Source organism: Rhizobium leguminosarum (assembly GCF_004123835.1).
In the GTDB taxonomy this organism is placed as follows: domain Bacteria; phylum Pseudomonadota; class Alphaproteobacteria; order Rhizobiales; family Rhizobiaceae; genus Rhizobium; species Rhizobium leguminosarum_M.
The window spans coordinates 377,458-397,048 of sequence record NZ_MZMU01000002.1; the positions used below are offsets into that span (position 1 = coordinate 377,458).

The window sequence follows — 19,591 nt, forward strand, 5'->3', positions numbered from 1 at the left end:
ATCTCTGGTCCCGTTATTTGGAGGAAATGCCCCAGATCGCGAAGAGGTAACGTCTGACCGCGAAAATGAAGACAACCGAGGGAAGGATGAGCATCAGGCCCCCGGCAAACCGGTAATGCATCGGGCTTTCCGAAAGCACGGTCAGCAGGTAGGCGGTCAGCGTGCGGTTGCGCACCGTCAGCACCGAGGCGGCAAAGACCTCATTCCATGAGATGACGAAGGCAAAGACCGCGGTTGCGACGATGCCGGGGAGCGCCAGCGGCGCCACCACCTTGAAGAAGGCCTGGATGCGGGTGCAGCCGAACACCCAGGCGGCTTCCTCCAATTCCTTCGGCACACCGAGGAAAATCCCCTGGGTGACGAGTGCTGCGAAAGGCAGCGCCAGAACCGTATGGATCAGGCCGACGCCGAGGATCGTGTCGTAGAGGCCGAGCCGGATGAAGGAGACCGTCAGCGGCAGCGCCAGGATCGCCAGCGGGAAGGCGCGGGTCAGCAGTACCAGGAGGCGGTAGCTATCCTTGCCGCGGAAATCGTAGCGGGCGAGCGCATAACCGGCCGGCGCGCCGAGCAGGATCGAAAGCGCCACCGTGATGCCTGCCGCACCCAGCGAATTGAGAAATGACTGGACGACACCTTCCGTCTTCAGGAAGAGAAAAAAGGGCTCCAGTGAAATGCCCGTGGGAAGGCCGGTTTTCGGCCAGACATAGACGCCCTGGCGACCGCCGAGTGCGCCGAGTGCCACCAGATAGATCGGCACCAGCACCCAGGCACAGAGTGCGGCGATGCCGCTCCAGAGCAGCCAGCGGCGTGAAGAGACGAAGCCGGCGGCGTTGCGGGTGTCGGCACTCGTGTTGACGGTATCCGTGGTCATGGCAGGCGCTCCGGATCGACCTTCAAGGCTTTCAGATAGATAAGCGTGGCGGCAAGCGAGATGATCATGATCAGCACCGCGTAGGCGGCGGCGACGCTGTAGTTCTGGTTCTGGTTCTGCCAATTGTAGGCCTCGCCGACCAGAACCGGGAAATTGCGTCCGCCGAGCGCATAGACCACCGCGAAGACCTCGAAGGCGAGCACGGTGCGCAGGATCAGTGCCGATTGCAGGGCGGGGCGGATCAGCGGCAGGGTGATGCGCCAGAAGCGCGTCCACGGGCCAGCCCCGAAGATTTCGGCGGCTTCGCTGAATTCCTTCGGTACCTGGTTGAGACCGGCGACAATGATGACCATGACGATTGCCGTGCCGCGCCAGATTTCGGCAACCGCAATCGCGACGAAGAGCGCGACCGGCGTCTGGTAGGAGAGCCAGCTTGCCTGCCTGCCGATGATGCCGAGGCCGAAGAGCAGCGAATTCAGATAGCCGGTATTCTGCAGGATCGACAGCCAGACGAGACCGGCGGCGAGGTCGGAAATGCCGAGCGGGATCGTCCAGATCCACAGGATCGTTTCCCGCCCGCGGCCGACCTTGGCGACCATCGTGCCCATGGCAAGCGCAATGGCGATCTGCACCGGCACGACCGCGATCGTCAGCAGGAAGGTGTTCTTCACCGAGCGGGTGAAATTGATGTCGGTGACCATGCGCTCGGCATTCACGAGCGATGGCGCGCCATTGTCCGAAACCGCCAGCCAGATCGTCTGCACCAGTGGCACGACGAAGAGCAGCGCCAGGAAGGCGACGGATGGCAGGATCAGCAGATAAGGGATCCAGGGTCGGCTATTGGTCATCGGCTCCCCCTTTGACGAGCAGAGTGGTGAAGGAGCGCCCGGGCATTTCGCCCAGGCGCTTGCTAAGCGGATTTATTCAACCGGGCAGGGGCCGTCGCTCTTGGCATCGGGCGCCCAGCAGGCAGCCTTCGTGTCGGCCATCAGCTTGGCCATCGTGGCGCCCTCGGCCTTCAGCACGTCTGCAACGGGCTCGTTCTGCAGCACGATGCGCTGAAAACTGTCCATGTAGACCTTGTTGAACTCGCCGCCCTTGTCGCCGAGACCGACCGGGAGCAGCGAGATGACCGCGTCCTTGGAAGCCTGGGTGGCGGTGACCGCACCGGCGAGCAGGGCGACGCCGGCATCGAGATCCGGCGGCAGCTTGACGTTCAGGGTCGGAAAGAAGCCGACCTTGGAGGCGGTCAGGAGCTGCGTGTCCGGCATGGAAAGGTGCTCGATGATCTTTTCTGCGCCGGCCTTGTCGGGCGCGCCTTTCGGAATGGCGAGACCGGCAACGACCGGCATGTAGCCGCGACCCTTGGGACCGGCGGGGGCGGGGAAGACGACATAATCATCCGGTGCTGCGGAAATGGCATTCTTCAGACGGGCGATGTGATCCCAGGCGACCATGACTTCACCGGCCGCCAGCGGCTCCTGCATGAAGTCGTAGCTGGTCGAGTTCGGCGTCACGTAGGCCCATAGCGCCTTCAGCTTCTCCCAGCCGGCGGCAGCATCCGCACTCTGGAAGGTGCGTACGACACCGCCGGTGAAGGATGGATAGAAATAGCCCTGGAAATAACGCGCCATCAGCCCCTTCGGGCCGGCGGGAAAGCCGATCTGCGGCTGGCCTGTGGCCTCCTGCATATTCTTGCCCCACTCGATCAGTTGATCGTAGTTCAGCGCGTTCACGTCGGCTCCAGCCGGCAGGTATTGCAGGGCTTCCTTCTTGGCTGCCATCACATAGGTCGCCTGCATCCAGGGGATGTACTGCTGGGTCGACTTGCCGAGCTTGCCGAGATCGAGCAGCGACTGCGGCATACCACTCGCTGCCAGCTTCTTGGCGAGATCGTCGAGTGGCTCGAGCGTGTCCTTGTCGGCGAGCGGCGAAAGCTCGCCATGCAGCGCACCGACCAGGCTGACCGTGTGCTTGCCGGCCTGGCGTTCGGCCTCCATGCGGACCGCAAACTGCGGCGGCTCCTCGACCACGTAGTCGACCGGGCCGACGTCCTTCAGGAGTTCCTCGCGCACGACCGTCGCCTCCTCGATCGGACGAAGCTGGGTGGATACGAAAACTGTCTGGGCAAGCACCGGTGAGGCGAAGGCCAGCACGGTGGAAGCCAGAATTCCAAATGACATGATATGTTTCATCTTCTCCTCCTTCATTGTTCTTTGTTTGAGATGCACTGCTGTCTATGCCGCTCTAAGCGGACGGCGATGGCTGTCGCGATCGACGAATTCGATCGCGTGAAGCTCCTGGAGTTCTTCGGCGGGTTCGCCGCCAATGGCGCGCAGCAGCAGCGAGGCGAAGCTCGCGCCGAGGTGTTCGCCGGTCATGCGCATGGTCGAAAGCGGCGGGCTGGTGAAGGCGCCCATCGGCAGGTCGTCGTGGCCGACAATGCTGATCTGGTTGCCGCCATCGATCTCGCGCAGCGCGCGGAGTGCTCCGATCGCCATTTCGTCGGTGGCGCAGACGAGTGCGGTCGGGCGCGACGGTTGGCGCAGAAGTTCGAGTGCTGCGAGATAACCGCCCTGTTCCAGCGGCGCGCCCTCGGCGCAGAGATCGGTCGCAAGGCCGCATTCCTCCATCGCCGCCCGCCAGCCGCGGCAGCGGTCATGTGCGAAGTAATATTCCTGCGGGCCGGCGATATGGCCGATGCGGCGGTGGCCGGCGGCATGGAAGCGCAACGTCGCGGCCCGGAAGCCGGCAAAGCCGTCGCCATCGATATAGGGATGGGGCATCAGGCTTTCTGTGCGGCCGTTGGTGACGAAGGGAATGCCGCGCGACTGCAGGAATTCGACGCGCTCGTCCTTCCGCTTGGTGCGGACGAGAAGCATGGCGTCGACGCGGCGGCCATCGACGAAGCGGCGGCAGATGTCGAGTTCGCTCTCACCGCGCGGTACCGGCGCAATCACCAGATTGAGGCCGGCAGCAGCAAGATGTTCGGCGCAGCCCGACAACATATCGAGGAAATGCGGAGGGCCGATATGACCAGGATCGCTCGGCAGCGTGACGGCAACGAGCTCGGCGCGTTGCCTGCGGAGGCGGCGGGCCGAAGCATTCGGCCGGTAGCCGACCTTGTCGGCAGCCTCGCGAACCCGCTCGCGCGTGGCGGCCGACACATCGGCATAACCGTCGAGCGCACGCGACACCGTGGTGATCGACAGTCCCAGCGATTCCGCGAGTTGTTTGAGATTGGTCAAGATCCTTCCTCCCGAGTGAGAAAAAGATTCTCCAAAACGTTTTGGGAGTCAAGCCAAAACGTTTTGGGTTAATTAAAGCCACGGGAATCCTGCGATTATCTCTGGCTGGCAGAAAGCGCGGGACCTGAAGGAAGGCAGCTAACAACGCTCAACGCAGATTTGGAGGGACCACGATCTTGTGTATCTGGATACGCTCCGGAAGTTCGCACAGCAGTTCTGCATCTCGCGCCAGATGATGAACCTGCTCGGGATCACCTTTCGTAAACGCCGTCATCGATTCCATGTCGGCCCAGTAGGAGATCGTCGTGAACCATGTTTCATCCTTTCGATCTTCGCGCAGCAATTGGACGCCGAGTGCCGTCTTTAGCAGTGGCGGAACTCCCTCAGCGCGATTGTAAACTTCGTATTCATCAGCAAATTCCGGCTTCGTGCGACCGCGCCAGATACGGGCGATAGTTGGAACTTTCGTCATGTTCTGCTCTCCGTGACATTTGAATGAAGCAAGCCGACGGTCGAGGACGTCTGCCTCAAACGGCATGGGCATCGTGGAACAGGGCACCAAGCCGCGCCGATCAGAAGCGATTATGCGCAGGGCATGCACCAATCCGGGCATCACCCGTTCACAGCCTGGAACGTCTGCTCCACGAGCAAAAGGAGATGAGTCCCACCATCGATTATTCAAGGTCTGCGTGAGCCGATCGACCCGGCCTCGGGTCTGGACCTTCCAACCCGCTTGGGGGCTCGGTCGCTGATGGCTCGCGAGTGCGTTCATTCGATCAAAATCTAATCAACGGCGTAACCTGATTTGAAAGTCGGTTTGATACGGAGGGTCTCCTTCCGGGAAGTGACGTCATGATCCTTGAGTTGCAGAATGCCATTCTGGAAATGATTGCCAAAGGGGAACCGTTGGCAGCAACGATCGAGCAACTTTGCCTCCGGGTTGAGGCCGCCGTTCCCGGGATCATCGCTTCGGTGCTGACATTCGACGGGAGCCGTCTTCACACACTTGCTGGACCCTCTCTTCCGCCTGACTATTCAGCAGCTGTCGACAATCTTGAAGCCGGACCTCTTGCCGGCTCCTGTGGCGCTGCTGCCTATTTCGGAGAAGCGGTCGTTGTCACCGATATCGAGACCGATCCTCGTTGGCAGGACTTCAAGTCCCTGGTCCTTCCGTTAGGGTTACGGGCTTGCTGGTCGAGCCCGATCAAGAGCGGCGAGCGGGTGATCGGCACCTTCGCCTTCTACTATCGAGACCGGAGCGGTCCGAAGGCCGTCGAACGGGACCTCGTCGAGGCTTGTGTCCATCTCTGCACAATCGCCATCGATCGCGAAGAACGGGTGATGGAACGTCAGCGGCTGACATACAGCGACGCTATGACGGGACTGTCGAATCGCGCTCGTTTCAACCAGCTTCTCGCCGAAGAGCTGGCTCGATCCCGGCGCGCCTGGGGCATCTTGCTGGTGGACATCGACAACTTGAAACTCGTGAATGACACGTTCGGGCACGCAGCCGGCGACGCATTGATTCAAGTGGTTGCAGACCGGATCTCCGCGACAGCAGGCGCCAAAAACACGTTCAGGCTTGGTGGAGATGAGTTTGCTGTCATTGTATCGGACGACAAAGAGCTTGATCTGAGCGCGAGGGCAACCGACATCCTCGAAGCACTGTCCTCTCCTTCAACGTGCGACGGTCATGTCGTCTTTCCCGCCGCGACGATTGGCGGCGCGTTGGCGGAGACGGAAACAAACCCCGACCAGACCCGCCAGAACGCCGATGTGGCGCTCTATCATGCGAAAGAACACAACCGCGGCCGGTACGTGCAACACTATCCCGGCCTGGGCACCGCCCTCACCAGACGCTTCAGGGCGGTTCGGGACGTGGGCGTCGCCCTGGAAGACGATCGGATCGATGCGCATTACCAACCGATCTTGCGCCTGGATACGCGGGAAATCGTAGGTTTCGAAGCCTTGTGTCGAATGACCACGCCTTCCGGCGACATCATAGCTGCAGCGCATTTCCATGAGGCGACGAAAGACGCGCATATTGCTGCTGAGCTGACCCAACGGATGTTGCTGAGGGTTGCGAAAGACATCCGCAGCTGGCTCGCCCGAGGCCTTCCTCTCCAGCATGTCGGCATCAACCTGTCCGCCGCAGATTTTCGTGGCGGCAATCTGCAAGACAGGCTGTGCCGAATTTTCGGGGACGCGGAGGTTCCTCTCAAGCACATCATCCTCGAAGTGACGGAATCGGTTTATCTCGGACAACGGGACTATGTCGTAGCAGACGAGATAAAGGCTCTTCGGTCCAAGGGCTTGCGGGTTGCCCTCGACGACTTTGGCACGGGCTACGCGTCTTTGACCCACTTGCTGACGGCGCCGGTCGACATCATCAAGATCGACAAGTCCTTCATCGACCGCATGGTGCCGGGCGACGCTGGGACCTTCATCGTTGAGGGCCTGATCGGAATAGCTCACAAGCTGGGAATCCGGGTCGTCGCAGAGGGGATTGAAACAGAACCCCAAGCTGCTCAATTGAGCCAGCTCGGCTGCAAGCTCGGACAGGGCTATCTGTTTTCGAAAGCAGTCGATCGAACGGTTGCCGCGGCCATTTTACAGCAGCATGGACAACGGCTCAACCAAGACAAGACCCGTGCCGGAGCCCTATAGCTTGAGCGAGGTTTTCGCGCTCGGGCCAGCCCCGGATACCTGAGACAACGCTTGAGTACCAAGATTACTTTGAACGGATCAGAGATGCGAAAACGGATACATGTCAGCCAATTGCGGGTAGGAATGTATGTCGAGGACGTCGAAATTGAGGGAGAAGACAGGACACGCCGGTTCAAGCCGTTCCTGATCTCGGCCGCCGGTCAGGTCGAGAGTTTGATGGCAAACCGCCTGATGACGGTCGTTATCGACGTCGGAAAAGGCGCGGATGTCGACTCAGGTGCGGCACAGGACATCGACCGGACTGCGTTTGACGCCCAGCTTCGTGCCGTGTTTTCGGCAAAGGATATCAAGCAGGCGAGGGAATGCGTCGAGGATACGAGACCGCAGATCCGTCAAATGCTTGTCCACGCCAGGATCAAAGCCTCTTTTGCCAGTGATGCGGCAAGCGCAGCTGTGGAGCGGATCATGTCGGCAGCCCTCGACAACGCCGGAGCGCTGATCGCAGTCGCAAAGCTGAAGGAAAAAGATGAGCTGACGTTCCTCCACTCGCTGGCGGTTAGCGCGTTGATGATCACCCTAGGGCGCAGCCTCGGTCATGGAGAAGAGGATGTGCGGGTATTGGGGCTGGGTGGACTGGTTCACGATCTGGGAAAAATGGCGCTCCCGGACGAAATTTTGACGAAACCCGGTAAGCTGACCGCCGAGGAAATGGATCTTGTCCGCGGGCATCCTCAGCGGGGATATGAGCTGGTTTCTCATGTCGCGCATGTCCCGAAGCCGGTGCTCGACATTTGTCGCTACCACCACGAAAAGTTCGATGGCTCTGGCTATCCTGGTCGGCTCGCCGGAAAAAAGATCCCTTACGTCGCTCGGCTTGCGGCGATTTGTGACGTTTACGAAGCGCTGACCACAATCAGGCCGTATAAGCGTGCCTTCTCGCAAGCGGAGGCGATCAACATGATGATGAATTCGCCGGGCCATTTCGATAGCCAGCTTCTTTCCGCATTCGTGTCAAAAATGGTGATCAGCGGCACGCTCCACTAGGGCCATCATTTACCGGACGGCGCGTCGTACCGGCCAAACGTCAATTGCAACTCCGCTCCGGATCGGCGGTCATTTCGGCAGCAGAGGCAACCCCGGCCAGCGTCGGGCAGGCCAAGCGCTGATCGTCTACAGGGGGTAAAGATTGCGCGCCGATAGGGGCAGTTTTGTGCGCCGATTGACAGATAGGTGTTCGGAACGCTGAGCAGTGCGCGTAAAAAGCCGCTTGACAAAACGCGTCCGCCGCGACTATTGGGTAATCGATCACCCAAGGAGGATGGTGAGGATCGTGGCAGCATCTCTTTCTGACATCGCGGAACGTGCGGGCGTCTCGGTAAAGACGGTTTCCGGCGCATTGCACGGCGGCTCCGCCCGCATGTCGGACGATACGCGCCAGAAGGTCAAAGCCATTGCGGAAGAACTCGGCTACGTGACCAACCTTGCGGCGCGTGGCGTGCGTCAGGGCTGGCTGCCGCTGGTCGGAGTCGTCTCCGACGGCCTCATCACGTCGCCCTTCGCCACCGAGATCGTGCGTGGCCTCGACGGGGCGGCCCGCAGCGCCGGCATGGCTGTCTTTGCGGTCAACCACCGCAGCGGCCAGTCTATCGGCTCGGTGCTCGACGAGGTGCAGCAGTTCCGGCCGCGCGCCGTTGCTTATGCCGCCATGTACCACAAGGATGTCGCCCTGCCGGACAGGTTGGCGGGCGCCGTCGGCGTCATGATCAACTGCCGCGAGGCTGCCGGCCGCGTCACCGCGCTGGTCCCGGACGAAGAGGGCGGCGCGCGGGAGATCGTGCGTTATCTCCTCGTCGCCGGCCGCCGTCGCATCGCCTTCATCAACCTGCCGGGCATTCTCGCCGGCACGCTACGCGAGACGGGGTTTCGTGCAGCACTTGAGGAGGGGGGCATCGACCCCGTCGACGTGTTGCCGGCGGTGCGCCGCAGCGTCTACAGCGACCGCGCGCCAAGCCTTGTTGCCTCTCATGTGGAGGCGCTTCTGAAATCCGGTCAACGGCCGGACGCCATCCTGTGCGGCAATGACCGCGTGGCGATGGAAGTCTATGCGGCGCTTGCCCGTGCCGGCCTTCGCATTCCGGATGATATCGCGGTGGCAAGCTTCGACAACCAGGTCGACCTTGCCTCGCGGCTGGACCCGCCATTGACGACGATGGCCCTGCCGCACCGCGCTATGGGCCGCCTTGCCATGGAGATCCTCCTGGCCGAGCAGCCCGAACCGCCGCATCTGCATAAACTGCCGTTCCATCTGGTCGAACGGGCATCCGTCTGAACATCGAATAGTGCCAAACAGGAGGAGAATACGAAATGAGGATTTTAATGGGTAATCGTTTACTTTCCGCACTCCTAGCGTCCGCTGCCCTGGTCGCGACCGCCGGTTTCGCCGAGGCGAAGACCGTCATCCACGTCATGCACCAGGGCGATCCCGGCTGGGTGAAGGCCTATGGCGACGTTGCCACCCGCTTCGAGGCCGCCAATCCCGATGTCGACATCGAGATGATCTACGCGCCGCACGATGCCTATAACGAAAAGTTCAGCGCCGCCGTCATGGCTAAACAGCTGCCCGATATCATGGAACTCGATGCTCCCTTCCTCGCCAATTATGTCTGGTCCGGCTATCTACAGCCCGTCAAGCCGCTCATTGACAAGGACCTGCTCGATGACATGACGGATTCGAATATCGCCCAGGGCACCTATCCGATCGACAAGGACCTCTATGCGATCGGCCTCACCGACTCCTCGGTCGTGCTCTACGGCAATAAGAAATATCTTGAAGCCATTGGCGCCCGCATTCCGAAATCGGTCGATGATGCCTGGACCCGCGAGGAATTCGAAGGCTATCTCGAAAAGCTTTCCAAGCTCGAAGGCGTGAAGTGGCCGATCGACACCTTCCGAGGTTACGGCATCAAGACCGAGTGGATCACCTATGCCTACGGCCCCCTGCTCGAAAGCGCCGGCTGCGACCTGATCGACCGCAAGACTTGGAAGGCCAGCGGCACGCTCGATGGCGAGGCCTGCGTCAAGGCGCTGACGATGATGCAGGACTGGGTGAAGAAGGGCTGGGTCGTACCGACTTCGTCGGGCACCAACCAGTTCTACGCCGAAGGACAGCCGGCCGCGCTCGCCATGGGCGGCCACTGGTTCTACGCGGAGGCATCGGCAGCGATGAAGGATAATATCGTCGTCATGCCGCTGCCGAAGATCGGTGACAAGGGCGTGAGCCCGAACGGAACCTGGATCTGGGGCATTTCCGCGACCTCGGAAAACCCTGAGATCGCCGGCAAGTTCCTGAGCTTCCTGCTGAAGGACAAGGAGTACCGGGAGTACGCCAAGACCCAGTCCGCCTATCCGGGCCTGAAGAGCTTCGCCGCCGAATCCCCGCTCTATGCGGAAGGCGGTCCGCTCGCCGTCGCCTTTGAGCAGGCTTCCAAGACCGCGATCGCCCGTCCGCCGCACCCGGCCTATCCGACGATCACCTCGGCCTTCATGCAGGCCGTCGACAAGATCTTCAACGGTGGTGACGCGCAGGAAGCGCTGACGGCCGCCGCCAAGAAGATCGACGAGGATATCGAGGACAACGCCGGCTACCCGCCCTTCGACGAGCAGCAGTAAGGGTTTTGACAGGGCCGGTTCTCCGGCCGGCCCCGGACTATCTCTGGAGGATGACCGATGAGGAGGAAACAATGACTTTGCAACAGACCTCCACGCCCGCTTTGCGACGTCCGGCGAAACGCCGCGACAAGCAGCGGCTCTGGCAGGAAATGGCGATGATCGCGCCTGCCTTTCTGCTTATGGCGATATTCCTGATCACGCCGTTCCTCTTGTCCTTCTGGACGGCGATGACCAACCAGCCGCTCGTGCCGCGCCCGACGCCAGTGCGCTTCGTCGGCCTCCTGAATTTCGAGCGCGTCTTCACCGATCCGCTGTTCTGGACCTCGCTGTGGAACGTTACGCGCTTCACCATCTTGGTGCTGCCGGTGCAGTGCGGCCTCGCCTTCCTGACCGCGCTACTCTTGCACCAGAAGCTGCCGATGCAAAACCTGTTGCGCGGCCTGTTCTTCCTGCCGGCGATCACCTCCATGGTGGTGGTCTGCGTCATCTGGGGCACGCTGTTCCAGTATCCGAGCGGCCCGCTCAACCAGATCGTCGGGTCCCTTTCCGGCGGCACGATCCAGCCGATCGACTGGCTCGGCGACCCCAACTGGGCGATGTTCTCCATCGTCTTGCTTTCAGCCTGGCAGGCCTATGGCTTTCAGATGATCATCTATCTCGCCGGCCTGCAGGGCATTCCCGAAGAACTATACGATGCCGCCCGCATCGACGGGGCAAGCGCGCTACGCCGCTTCTGGCACGTCACCATGCCCGGCCTTCGCCCGACCCATGTCTTCGTGCTTGTTATCACGACCATCCAGGCCTTCAAGCTCTATACGCAGGTGGCGATCCTCACCCAGGGCGGCCCGAACGAAAGCACCGAAACCGTTGTCCACTACATGGTGCGCGCCGGCTTCGAGGAGCAGAAACTCGGCTACGCATCGGCCGTTTCCGTCATCCTCTTCGTCATCGTTCTTCTGATCGCGCTCCTGCAACGCAAACTCCTGAGGCGCTTCGATGTCTGATATCGCTTTGAGCCGGCCCGCCGCGCTGGCAATCCCACGGGGCAGCGGCAAGAGAAGCCTGCGCATCGTGCAGAGCCTCTGCATCCTGGTCATCGCGCTGGTGATGATCTCGCCGCTGTTCATGCTGCTGATCGCCAGCCTGAAGGACGACCGCTTCCGCATCCTCGCCGACATGGGCAGCTTCCGCGCCTTCTGGGTCAGCGACCCGACGCTGTCGAACTACAAGGAGATCGCCCATTTCTCCGGCGAGCTGGCCTATGGCCGATATCTCTTCAATTCGCTGGTGATCCTCGTCGCCACTGTCGTCTCGGGACTGGTCGTCAATTCCATGGCGGGCTTCGTTCTCGCCTGGGGCTCGCTGCGCGGCAAGGCGGCGCTCTTGGCGCTGGTCGTCGCGCTCTATGTCATCCCGCAGGAAAGCATCATCATGCCGCTCGTCGTCATGATGTCGCGGGCGGGGCTGACGGATACCTTCGCGGTGCAGATCCTGCCCTGGGTGGCAAGCCCGCTCTATGTCTTCCTCTTCTATCAGTTCTTCGCGCAACTGCCGAAAGAACTCTATGAAGCGGCGGAAATGGACGGCGCATCGGCCTTCCGCATCTACCGGTCGATCTACATGCCGCTCAGCCTGCCGGCGCTCGCCACGGTCTCGATCCTCATGGGCATCGAAAGCTGGAACCAGTATCTCTGGCCGACGCTGGTCACCCAGACCGACCATGCTCGGCCGATTGCCGTCGCCATCGCCACCTTCTTCGGACAGGACAGCATCTACTGGGACCGCGCCATGGCCGCCTCGGTGCTGATGATGATCCCGGTCCTCATTCTCTATCTGGCTTTCCAGCGCTGGTTCGTCAGTTCATTCGTCGGCTCCGCCGTGAAAGGTTGATCATGTCTCTGCAGGCAAAATCCGAAACGTCAGCACCTGAAACCATTGAAGCGGAGCTGCCCGAAGGCACGGTGCTGCATCTCTGGCTGAAGGCGCGCCATGCCGGCGGCGAGGCGAAGCTCTTCGTCGCCGTTGATGGCAACGACATCGGCGAGCCCTCGACCCGCCGCACCGGGGAATTTGAGTTCTTCGCTGTGCCGCTCGCGAAAGGCGGTCGTGCCACGCTGTCCTATGATGCGACAACCACAGCGCTCTCCGTCGCTTACGCCTTCCGGCCGGAAACCGTGATGAAGGAGGGCATCCGCGTCCTGCACAGCGATGCCCGCACCGCCGCCCCCGACGTGCCCGACAGCTACCATTTCCGCCCGCCCTTCGGGTGGATGAACGATCCGAACGGTTTTGGACGGTTCGGCGGAAACGCTCACCTCTTCTACCAGCACTATCCTCATGCGCCGCGCTGGAACACCATGCACTGGGGCCATGCCGTCTCGAAGGATTTCGTCCACTGGACACATCTGCCCATGTTCCTCTTCCCGGCAGCGCATCTGTCGGAAAAGGACGATGGCCGTGGCGGCGCCTTCTCCGGCTCAGCGATCCCCGGCACCGACCCGGAAGGCGAGGAAATCCGCGTCTTCTACACCGAGCATGTGCGTGATCGGCAACCGGAAGAGCAAATCCAGCTCTCCGCCGTCAGCCGCGACGGCATCGTCGCCGGCCCGTCGGAAACCGTGATGCCGCTGCGCCCGGAAGGCTTGAACCTCACCACCGATTTCCGCGACCCCTATGTCTTCAAAGGCCCGGACGGCCGCTGGAAGATGCTGCTCGGCAGCCGCGACAGGCAGGGCGGCGTCGTACTGCTCTATGAAACCGCAGACGCGCAAGGCGCCGATGGCTGGACCTTCCTCGGCATCATCCATCGCGAGGACGGTTTCGGCATGACGGCGGTGGAATGCCCCTGCATGGTGCCGCTTTCCGGCAAAAACGCAGAATCCCGCTGGGCGCTGATCTTCGGTCTGCTCACCAGCCGCGACCCGGCCACCGGCCGCCGCAACCTCACCTCCGTCACTGTCGGCGGTTTCGATGGCCGCACCTTCACTGCGGAGTTCGAGCAGGAGTTGGATTTCGGTTCGGATGCCTATGCCTTCCAGGCCTTCGTTGATGGCGACGAGCCGGTCGGCATCGCCTGGCTCGCCAACTGGACGGATTTTTCCAAGAAGGACGATTTCCCGACGACCATGACCCTGCCGCGCCGCGTGCTTCTCGACGGCGACACCGTGCTGACCCCGCCGGTCGCAGCCGTCGAAAGCTTGCGCCATCAGTTGCTTGATGACACCGCGCTTGCCGCCGGCAAGACCGTCCCGCTCGGCACCGGCGCCGTCGAGATCGTGCTTGATCTCACCGAGCCGGGCGCCGCCTTCGATCTCACCTTCGATCATCCGGATGTCGATCTAGGCGTGAAACTCGATGCCGATGGTCTGGCGATTGTCTTCGACGCTCGCACCGGTGTGACGCCGCCACGTTACGTCGCCAGCGGCGCGAAACCGTCGAGCCTGCGCATCTTCCTCGACGCCGGCTCCATCGAGGTCTTCGCCGACAACGGCCGCTGGACGGGGTCCAAACGCATTCCGGGCTTTGCCGCCGCACGTTCGGCAACGCTCACCGGTATCGTCGCCGGGGCCGTCGTCTGGCAATTGAAACTGTGAGGGAGGACAGACAATGGCATCGGTAGCAATCGACCGGGTTCTGAAGCAATACGGCGCGGCCTCGGTTATCCACGGGGTTTCCGCGGATATCCAGGACGGTGAGTTCGTCACGCTCGTCGGGCCGTCCGGCTGCGGCAAGTCCACGCTTCTGCGCATGCTGGCGGGGCTAGAGGATATCAGCGGCGGTGAAATCCGCATCGACGGCCGCGTCGTCAACGACGTCGCGCCGAAGGAGCGCGATATCGCCATGGTGTTTCAGTCCTACGCGCTCTATCCGCACATGACGGTGCGCGAAAATATGGGCTTTGCCCTGAAGCTGCAGGGGCGCGATAAAGCGACAATCGACAAGCTGGTGCGCGAAGCCGCCGGCATTCTCGCACTTGAACCCCTGCTGGAGCGCCTGCCGAAACAGCTTTCCGGCGGCCAGCGCCAGCGCGTCGCCATGGGCCGCGCCATCGTACGCCATCCGAAAGTGTTCCTCTTCGACGAGCCGCTGTCCAACCTCGACGCCAAGCTGCGGGTGACCATGCGCAGCGAGATCAAGGAGCTGCATCAGCGCCTTGGCACTACCATCGTTTACGTCACCCACGACCAGATCGAGGCGATGACTATGGCCGACAAGATCGTCGTCATGCGCGCCGGCCGCATTGAGCAGATCGGCAAGCCGCTTGATCTCTACGACCGCCCAGATAACACCTTCGTCGCCGCCTTCATTGGCTCGCCGTCGATGAACCTCTTCGAGGGTGGCGTCAGCGACGGCGGCTTCCGTATCGAAGGCGGTGTGTCCCTGCCGCTTCCGCCACAATTGAGCCAAAGCGCGGCGCGCACCTACGGCATCCGCCCGGAAGACCTCGACATTGCGGAGACTGGCATTCCGGCCACCGTGCTGACTGTCGAGCCGACCGGTGCGGAGACCCATCTTTCGGTGCGTGTCGGCACGCAGACGGCAACCATCGTGCTGCACCGGCGGGTGGATTTTAAGCCGGACCAGCAAATCCACCTTGCGTCCAAATCCGAAAAAATCCACCTCTTCTCCGCCGAAGGCAGTCGGATAGGCTGATCCCCGGCGCCTCCCGCTGAGCCGCGTCGGTCATTTGACGGGCTTGGTTCGGTTCCGGTGCGGTGATGACCAGATCTTACGGCAGAGGTGTGACAGCAGCGGGAAGCCACGCGCGCTCTCGAACGAAAAGATCAAATAGTTAGTCCGGCGGACCACTGAACTACCATCCTCACATGACCGCAATTGGTGTTTTTGAGATAAAAAATCCACCGTAATAACAGGTCGTTGGTCTATACCCCGTCAAGGCGCCGGAGTGGTCTTGGAGTTCACCGCTTCTCGGAAATGACGGGGAGTCGTCCCCGTGCGCTCCTTGAAAATCTCGTAGAAGCGACTGCTGGAACCAAACCCGCAGTCAAAACCGATCTGGAGCACAGGATCCTCCGTGTCAGTCAGAAGCTGCATCGCTCGGGCAATCCGATGTCGGGTCAGGTATTCGTTGACTGATATTCCCAGAATCTTTCGGAAAGCGCTGTTGGCGGTGCTTGGATGCATGCCCGCGAGTTTTGCGAGATCGGCTACGCTCACCGGATCTGCGTAGCGGGAATTGATGAGGTCGATCAGCAGCTCGACGTGTCGCACTGCCTGGCCGGCCAACGATGTCGGAGAGACATGGGTTGGCGAATTGTCGCTTTCAGCATTGTCCAGGATCAGGCGTCGTATTCGCAGTCGTGCTTCCTCCACGACCAATTTCCGTCTTGCCGCACTGCCGCACTGCCATTCCTTTTCCCATCGTGGGAGGGTCAACGCATCCATCGTTTCCTGATTTGCCTGCGCCAGAAATCTCCCCTGCATGATCGACTGCCTTGCCTTTCTGTCCACCGGCAGACCCAGGAAATCGATAAGGGGAAGATAGAGGCATACCAGCGGGGCGTTTTCGCTAACAGCGATCGTCTGATGCGGAATTGCGGCCCAGAATAAAACCAGGCGACCGGCCTCCACCTGTTCCTGCCTTCCATTAAAAAGGTAGGTCATCTGGCCTGCCATGAGCAGGTTTATTTCAACGTGGTCGTGCCAATGCGGTGCGGCCATCGCATCAGCGATGTGACGCTCGATCAGGAACTCCCCTCGGGATCCAATCCATTCGCCGCGGCTTTGGGGATGTTTCATGTGTCTGAGACTCGAATTCCGGAATTAATAGGCCGATGCCAGGAAGAAATTTCGATCTAGAAGGAGCAATAAGCAATCACAACCGAAGGGGAGATTGCAATGCCGAAGATTTGCCTGGTAGGCGCTGGTAGCACCGTTTTTGCACAGAATATTCTGGGAGATGTCCTGTCCTCGCAGAGAGGCGGCGACTACGTCATCAGCCTCTTCGATATCGATCCAGAGCGACTGAAGACGTCAGAGATCGTCGCTCGCCGGATCTGCGAGTCGCTTAAGCTTTCAAACGTCAGGATCGACGCCACGCTCGAGCGGCGAGAAGCGCTGCGCGGGTGTGATTTCGTCATCCTCATGATGCAGGTCGGTGGCTACAAACCGGCTACCGTCACGGACTTCGACATTCCGAAAAAATATGGCCTGCGTCAGACAATCGCCGACACTCTTGGCATCGGCGGCATTTTCCGCGGTTTGCGGACGATACCAGTCCTTCAGGCGATCTGCCGAGACATGCAGGAGGTTTGCCCGCAGGCTCTTCTGATGCAGTACGTCAACCCGATGGCCATCAACTGCTGGGCAATCAAGGATCTGGCCCCGGAAATCCGCACGGTCGGCTTGTGTCATAGCGTGCAGCACACAGCCGGGCATCTCGCGCAATGCCTCGGCGAGGACATTGCCGACGTGAACTACGTTTCGGCCGGGATCAATCACGTCGCCTTCTTCCTCAAATATGAGAAAGTTCACAGCGACGGACGGCGGGAAGACCTCTATCCGAGACTGAAGGCTCTCGCCGCCGATGGCCGCGTTCCGCCCGACGATCGGGTGCGGTTCGATGTACTCAAACGGCTCGGCCACTTCGTCACCGAATCCAGCGAGCATTTCTCCGAGTACACCTCCTGGTACATCAAGGAGGGACGAGGGGATCTGATCGATCAACTCAATATCCCGTTGGACGAGTACATCCGGCGCTGCGAAGTGCAGATCAAAGAGTGGCATGCCCTGCGCAAGGAACTGGAAGGCGACAAGCCGATCGAGGTATGCCGCAGCAACGAATACGCGGCCGGCATCATTCATGCAGCGGTCACTGGCAATCCGGCGCTGATATACGGCAATGTCCCAAACAACGGCCTGATCGAGAATCTGCCCGATGAATGTATCGTGGAAGTGCCTTGCCATGTCGACAGAAACGGAATTCAACCGGTCCGGGTCGGTCGGATCCCCTCTCAGCTTTCCGCCGTCATGAACTTGAGCGTTTCCGTGCAGCAGTTGACGGTCGAGGCGGCTCTTACAAAAAACCGCGAACGCATCTACCAAGCCGCTCTGCTCGATCCGCACACGTCTGCTGAATTGTCTCCAGACCAAATCTGGCACCTTGTCGACGACCTGATCGACGCACACGGCGATTTGTTGCCGAGATATCAGTGAGATCCCGCGGGTAAGCCAGCCACAAGCACTGCTGCGGATGGCAGTTCATTCGTTTTAGACGCGCCGTGAATACACGGCGCGTCGTTTTTCATTTCTAGATTTCATCCAATAAATCAAAAAACGTCAGAATATTGATTGACACTGATCATTTGAAATGAAAATGTGATCGAAATTGGGATCGATCGTGAGGGAGGTTTTCGTTGAGCCAGGCAGTCGGAGTGAAGGTCGATCGGCTGGATGCCATTCGCAGCCACCTCTACGCGAACGGCTTTTCGACCATCCAGGCGCTTGCCGATGCGATCGGAGCATCGCTTGCCACGGTTCGTAGAGACCTGCAGATCCTCGAGCAGGAGGGCGCCATTGATCGCGTGCATGGTGGAGCGCGCATTGCCGAAGGATCGTCGGTAGAGGTTGCCTTTCAGGAGCGCGAAAAGCGCCATCTATCGGCCAAACGGGCGATTGCCACCGCGGCCTACGACCAGCTTCATCCGCGTACGGCAATCTTTCTCGACGCGGGAACCACCGTCCTGCAGCTTGCGCGCCTCGTTCGCATCAACCCCATGCCGCTCAGGATATTCACCAACGGCCTGACGGTAGCGCAGGAATTCCTGAATATTCCGAATTTGGAAGTGGTGCTTCTCGGCGGTCAGCTGCGTAGCGAGAATGCGTCGCTTGTCGGACCCCAGGCGGAGGCAATGCTGGAAACATTATGGTTCGACCAGCTCTTTCTTGGCGCCAGCGCCATCAGCTCCGACGGTGCGATTTATAGCGTGGACAGTGCGGAAGCGAGCCTCAACCGGCGCATGCTGGCTCGGTCTGCCAATCGTTTCGTCCTGGCCGATTCCTCGAAATTCGGAACCACGGCGACCTACAAGGTCGCGCCGCTGGACACCGCGAAAGTCATTACCGATTCCGGGCTTTCGCGGCATTGGCGCGAGGAGCTTGTCAACTTCGGCGTCGACGCAACAATCGCGGATCTGAGGGCGAAAGAGTGAGCGACGCGCTGATCCTCGGCATCGACGGTGGTGGAAGCAAGGTTCTGGTTGCCCTCGCTGACAAGCGTGGCCGGATATTGCGGCGTTCCCGCGGCCATGGGGTCAATCCCATGGATAATCCGAATTGGCTCCAGGAGCTGGAGCAGCATCTCCTTCCCTTTCGCGATGAAGGAAATCTGGCGGCGGTCGCCGCAGCGCTGCCCGCCTACGGAGAGGTCGAACGCCTGTCGGCCCTACAGCGGGATGCGATCGAGCGCCTGTTCCCAAACGTCCCCCGGCGCGTCCTCAACGACGTTGGCGCGGCGCACCTCGGTGCTTTTGCGGGCGAGCCGGGCATCCTCATTCTTTCCGGCACGGGCTCAATGGCATGGGCGCGTAATTCCAAAGGCCAGTCGGCGCGCACCGGCGGCTGGGGAGATCTCATCGGTGACGAAGGCAGCAGCCATTGGATCGGGCAGAGGGCGCTCAACCTCGTCAGCCAAAGCTTGGACGGGCGTGCTCCGGCAACAGCTCTCGCAATGGCCCTGTTTGACCACCTTGGCGTCGACCCGAGCAATCCCATGAATGGGCTCGGCGATTGGGCCAGTTCCCTGGCGAATGAACGGGCGGACATTGCAGCAATTTCGACCCTCGTCGACCAGATCGCACGTAACGGCGACACAGGAGCGGTCGGGTTGATCGAGCAGGCCGCCGATGAACTCGCGAAGCATCATGAGGCAATTGCCGGCCACTGTGATCCGGATGCCGACTGGACCTATGCCGGCGGTACTTTTTCGAGCCGGCTTCTTTTGGAGGCGCTTGAACGGCGAATTGGCAGGCCTCCTGCTTTGCCGAAACTTCCCCCGATTGGCGGCGCGCTCCTGGCTGCCGCCCAGCTTCTCGACTGGCCGTTAGACGACGGCTGGTTCGGGCAAATCGTGGCCACGGCCGAAGGCGGTGACTGCGCACCCCAGTGAATTGAGCTC

At 60.9% G+C, this 19,591-nt stretch carries 17 protein-coding genes; 11 read left to right on the forward strand and 6 right to left on the reverse strand.

The window, feature by feature from the left end; translation table 11 throughout:
• Nucleotides 1-13: 13 nt before the first annotated feature.
• The 5 genes from B5P46_RS03195 to B5P46_RS03215 form a co-directional block, all read right to left on the reverse strand.
• On the reverse strand, nucleotides 14-871 hold the full coding sequence (locus tag B5P46_RS03195; protein WP_129417434.1) for a carbohydrate ABC transporter permease: 858 nt from the start codon (nucleotides 869-871) through the stop codon (nucleotides 14-16).
• Nucleotides 868-1,719: a carbohydrate ABC transporter permease gene (locus B5P46_RS03200; RefSeq protein WP_129417435.1), complete on the reverse strand. Its 852-nt coding sequence runs from the start codon at nucleotides 1,717-1,719 to the stop codon at nucleotides 868-870. The genes B5P46_RS03195 and B5P46_RS03200 overlap by 4 nt, the downstream gene beginning before the upstream one ends.
• 72 nt (nucleotides 1,720-1,791) lie before the next feature.
• Nucleotides 1,792-3,066 (reverse strand): ABC transporter substrate-binding protein, encoded by a 1,275-nt coding sequence (locus B5P46_RS03205; RefSeq protein ID WP_129417436.1) that lies wholly within the window; start codon nucleotides 3,064-3,066, stop codon nucleotides 1,792-1,794.
• A 42-nt stretch (nucleotides 3,067-3,108) separates the two neighbouring features.
• Nucleotides 3,109-4,119: a LacI family DNA-binding transcriptional regulator gene (locus tag B5P46_RS03210; protein ID WP_129417437.1), complete on the reverse strand. Its 1,011-nt coding sequence runs from the start codon at nucleotides 4,117-4,119 to the stop codon at nucleotides 3,109-3,111.
• A gap of 148 nt (nucleotides 4,120-4,267) precedes the next feature.
• Nucleotides 4,268-4,591 carry an antibiotic biosynthesis monooxygenase family protein gene (locus tag B5P46_RS03215; protein WP_129417438.1) on the reverse strand — a complete coding sequence of 108 codons (324 nt, stop codon included), beginning with the start codon at nucleotides 4,589-4,591 and terminating at the stop codon, nucleotides 4,268-4,270.
• A gap of 380 nt (nucleotides 4,592-4,971) precedes the next feature.
• Between B5P46_RS03215 and B5P46_RS03220 the strand changes: the two genes are divergently transcribed.
• The 8 genes from B5P46_RS03220 (at nucleotide 4,972) to B5P46_RS03255 (ending at nucleotide 15,108) form a co-directional block, all read left to right on the forward strand.
• Complete coding sequence (locus B5P46_RS03220; RefSeq protein ID WP_129417439.1) at nucleotides 4,972-6,786, forward strand: putative bifunctional diguanylate cyclase/phosphodiesterase; 1,815 nt, start codon at nucleotides 4,972-4,974, stop codon at nucleotides 6,784-6,786.
• Between the two features lie 84 nt (nucleotides 6,787-6,870).
• Nucleotides 6,871-7,830, forward strand: a complete 960-nt coding sequence (locus B5P46_RS03225) for an HD-GYP domain-containing protein (protein ID WP_206735305.1) — start codon at nucleotides 6,871-6,873, stop codon at nucleotides 7,828-7,830.
• Between the two features lie 274 nt (nucleotides 7,831-8,104).
• The gene (locus tag B5P46_RS03230) at nucleotides 8,105-9,115 is read left to right on the forward strand and encodes a LacI family DNA-binding transcriptional regulator (RefSeq protein WP_129417532.1); all 1,011 of its coding nucleotides are present in this window, start codon (nucleotides 8,105-8,107) and stop codon (nucleotides 9,113-9,115) included.
• A gap of 47 nt (nucleotides 9,116-9,162) precedes the next feature.
• Complete coding sequence (locus tag B5P46_RS03235; protein ID WP_062941620.1) at nucleotides 9,163-10,455, forward strand: ABC transporter substrate-binding protein; 1,293 nt, start codon at nucleotides 9,163-9,165, stop codon at nucleotides 10,453-10,455.
• Nucleotides 10,456-10,526: 71 nt separating this feature from the next.
• Nucleotides 10,527-11,459 carry a carbohydrate ABC transporter permease gene (locus B5P46_RS03240; RefSeq protein ID WP_129417442.1) on the forward strand — a complete coding sequence of 311 codons (933 nt, stop codon included), beginning with the start codon at nucleotides 10,527-10,529 and terminating at the stop codon, nucleotides 11,457-11,459.
• Nucleotides 11,452-12,345: a carbohydrate ABC transporter permease gene (locus B5P46_RS03245; RefSeq protein ID WP_129417443.1), complete on the forward strand. Its 894-nt coding sequence runs from the start codon at nucleotides 11,452-11,454 to the stop codon at nucleotides 12,343-12,345. Before B5P46_RS03240 ends, B5P46_RS03245 begins: the two co-directional genes overlap by 8 nt.
• A 2-nt stretch (nucleotides 12,346-12,347) precedes the next feature.
• Nucleotides 12,348-14,048, forward strand: a complete 1,701-nt coding sequence (locus tag B5P46_RS03250) for a glycoside hydrolase family 32 protein (RefSeq protein WP_129417444.1) — start codon at nucleotides 12,348-12,350, stop codon at nucleotides 14,046-14,048.
• 13 nt (nucleotides 14,049-14,061) lie between these two features.
• Nucleotides 14,062-15,108: an ABC transporter ATP-binding protein gene (locus tag B5P46_RS03255; protein WP_129417445.1), complete on the forward strand. Its 1,047-nt coding sequence runs from the start codon at nucleotides 14,062-14,064 to the stop codon at nucleotides 15,106-15,108.
• A gap of 240 nt (nucleotides 15,109-15,348) precedes the next feature.
• Here the strand turns inward: B5P46_RS03255 and B5P46_RS03260 are convergent, their stop codons facing one another.
• On the reverse strand, nucleotides 15,349-16,215 hold the full coding sequence (locus B5P46_RS03260; RefSeq protein WP_129417446.1) for a helix-turn-helix domain-containing protein: 867 nt from the start codon (nucleotides 16,213-16,215) through the stop codon (nucleotides 15,349-15,351).
• Nucleotides 16,216-16,314: 99 nt separating this feature from the next.
• Between B5P46_RS03260 and B5P46_RS03265 the strand changes: the two genes are divergently transcribed.
• The 3 genes from B5P46_RS03265 to B5P46_RS03275 all read left to right on the forward strand — a co-directional run bounded on the left by B5P46_RS03265 (nucleotide 16,315) and on the right by B5P46_RS03275 (nucleotide 19,582).
• Nucleotides 16,315-17,631, forward strand: a complete 1,317-nt coding sequence (locus B5P46_RS03265; protein ID WP_129417447.1) for an alpha-glucosidase/alpha-galactosidase — start codon at nucleotides 16,315-16,317, stop codon at nucleotides 17,629-17,631.
• A 200-nt stretch (nucleotides 17,632-17,831) separates the two neighbouring features.
• Complete coding sequence (locus B5P46_RS03270) at nucleotides 17,832-18,626, forward strand: DeoR/GlpR family DNA-binding transcription regulator (protein ID WP_129417448.1); 795 nt, start codon at nucleotides 17,832-17,834, stop codon at nucleotides 18,624-18,626.
• Nucleotides 18,623-19,582 (forward strand): N-acetylglucosamine kinase, encoded by a 960-nt coding sequence (locus tag B5P46_RS03275; RefSeq protein ID WP_129417449.1) that lies wholly within the window; start codon nucleotides 18,623-18,625, stop codon nucleotides 19,580-19,582. The genes B5P46_RS03270 and B5P46_RS03275 overlap by 4 nt, the downstream gene beginning before the upstream one ends.
• Nucleotides 19,583-19,591: the final 9 nt, after the last annotated feature.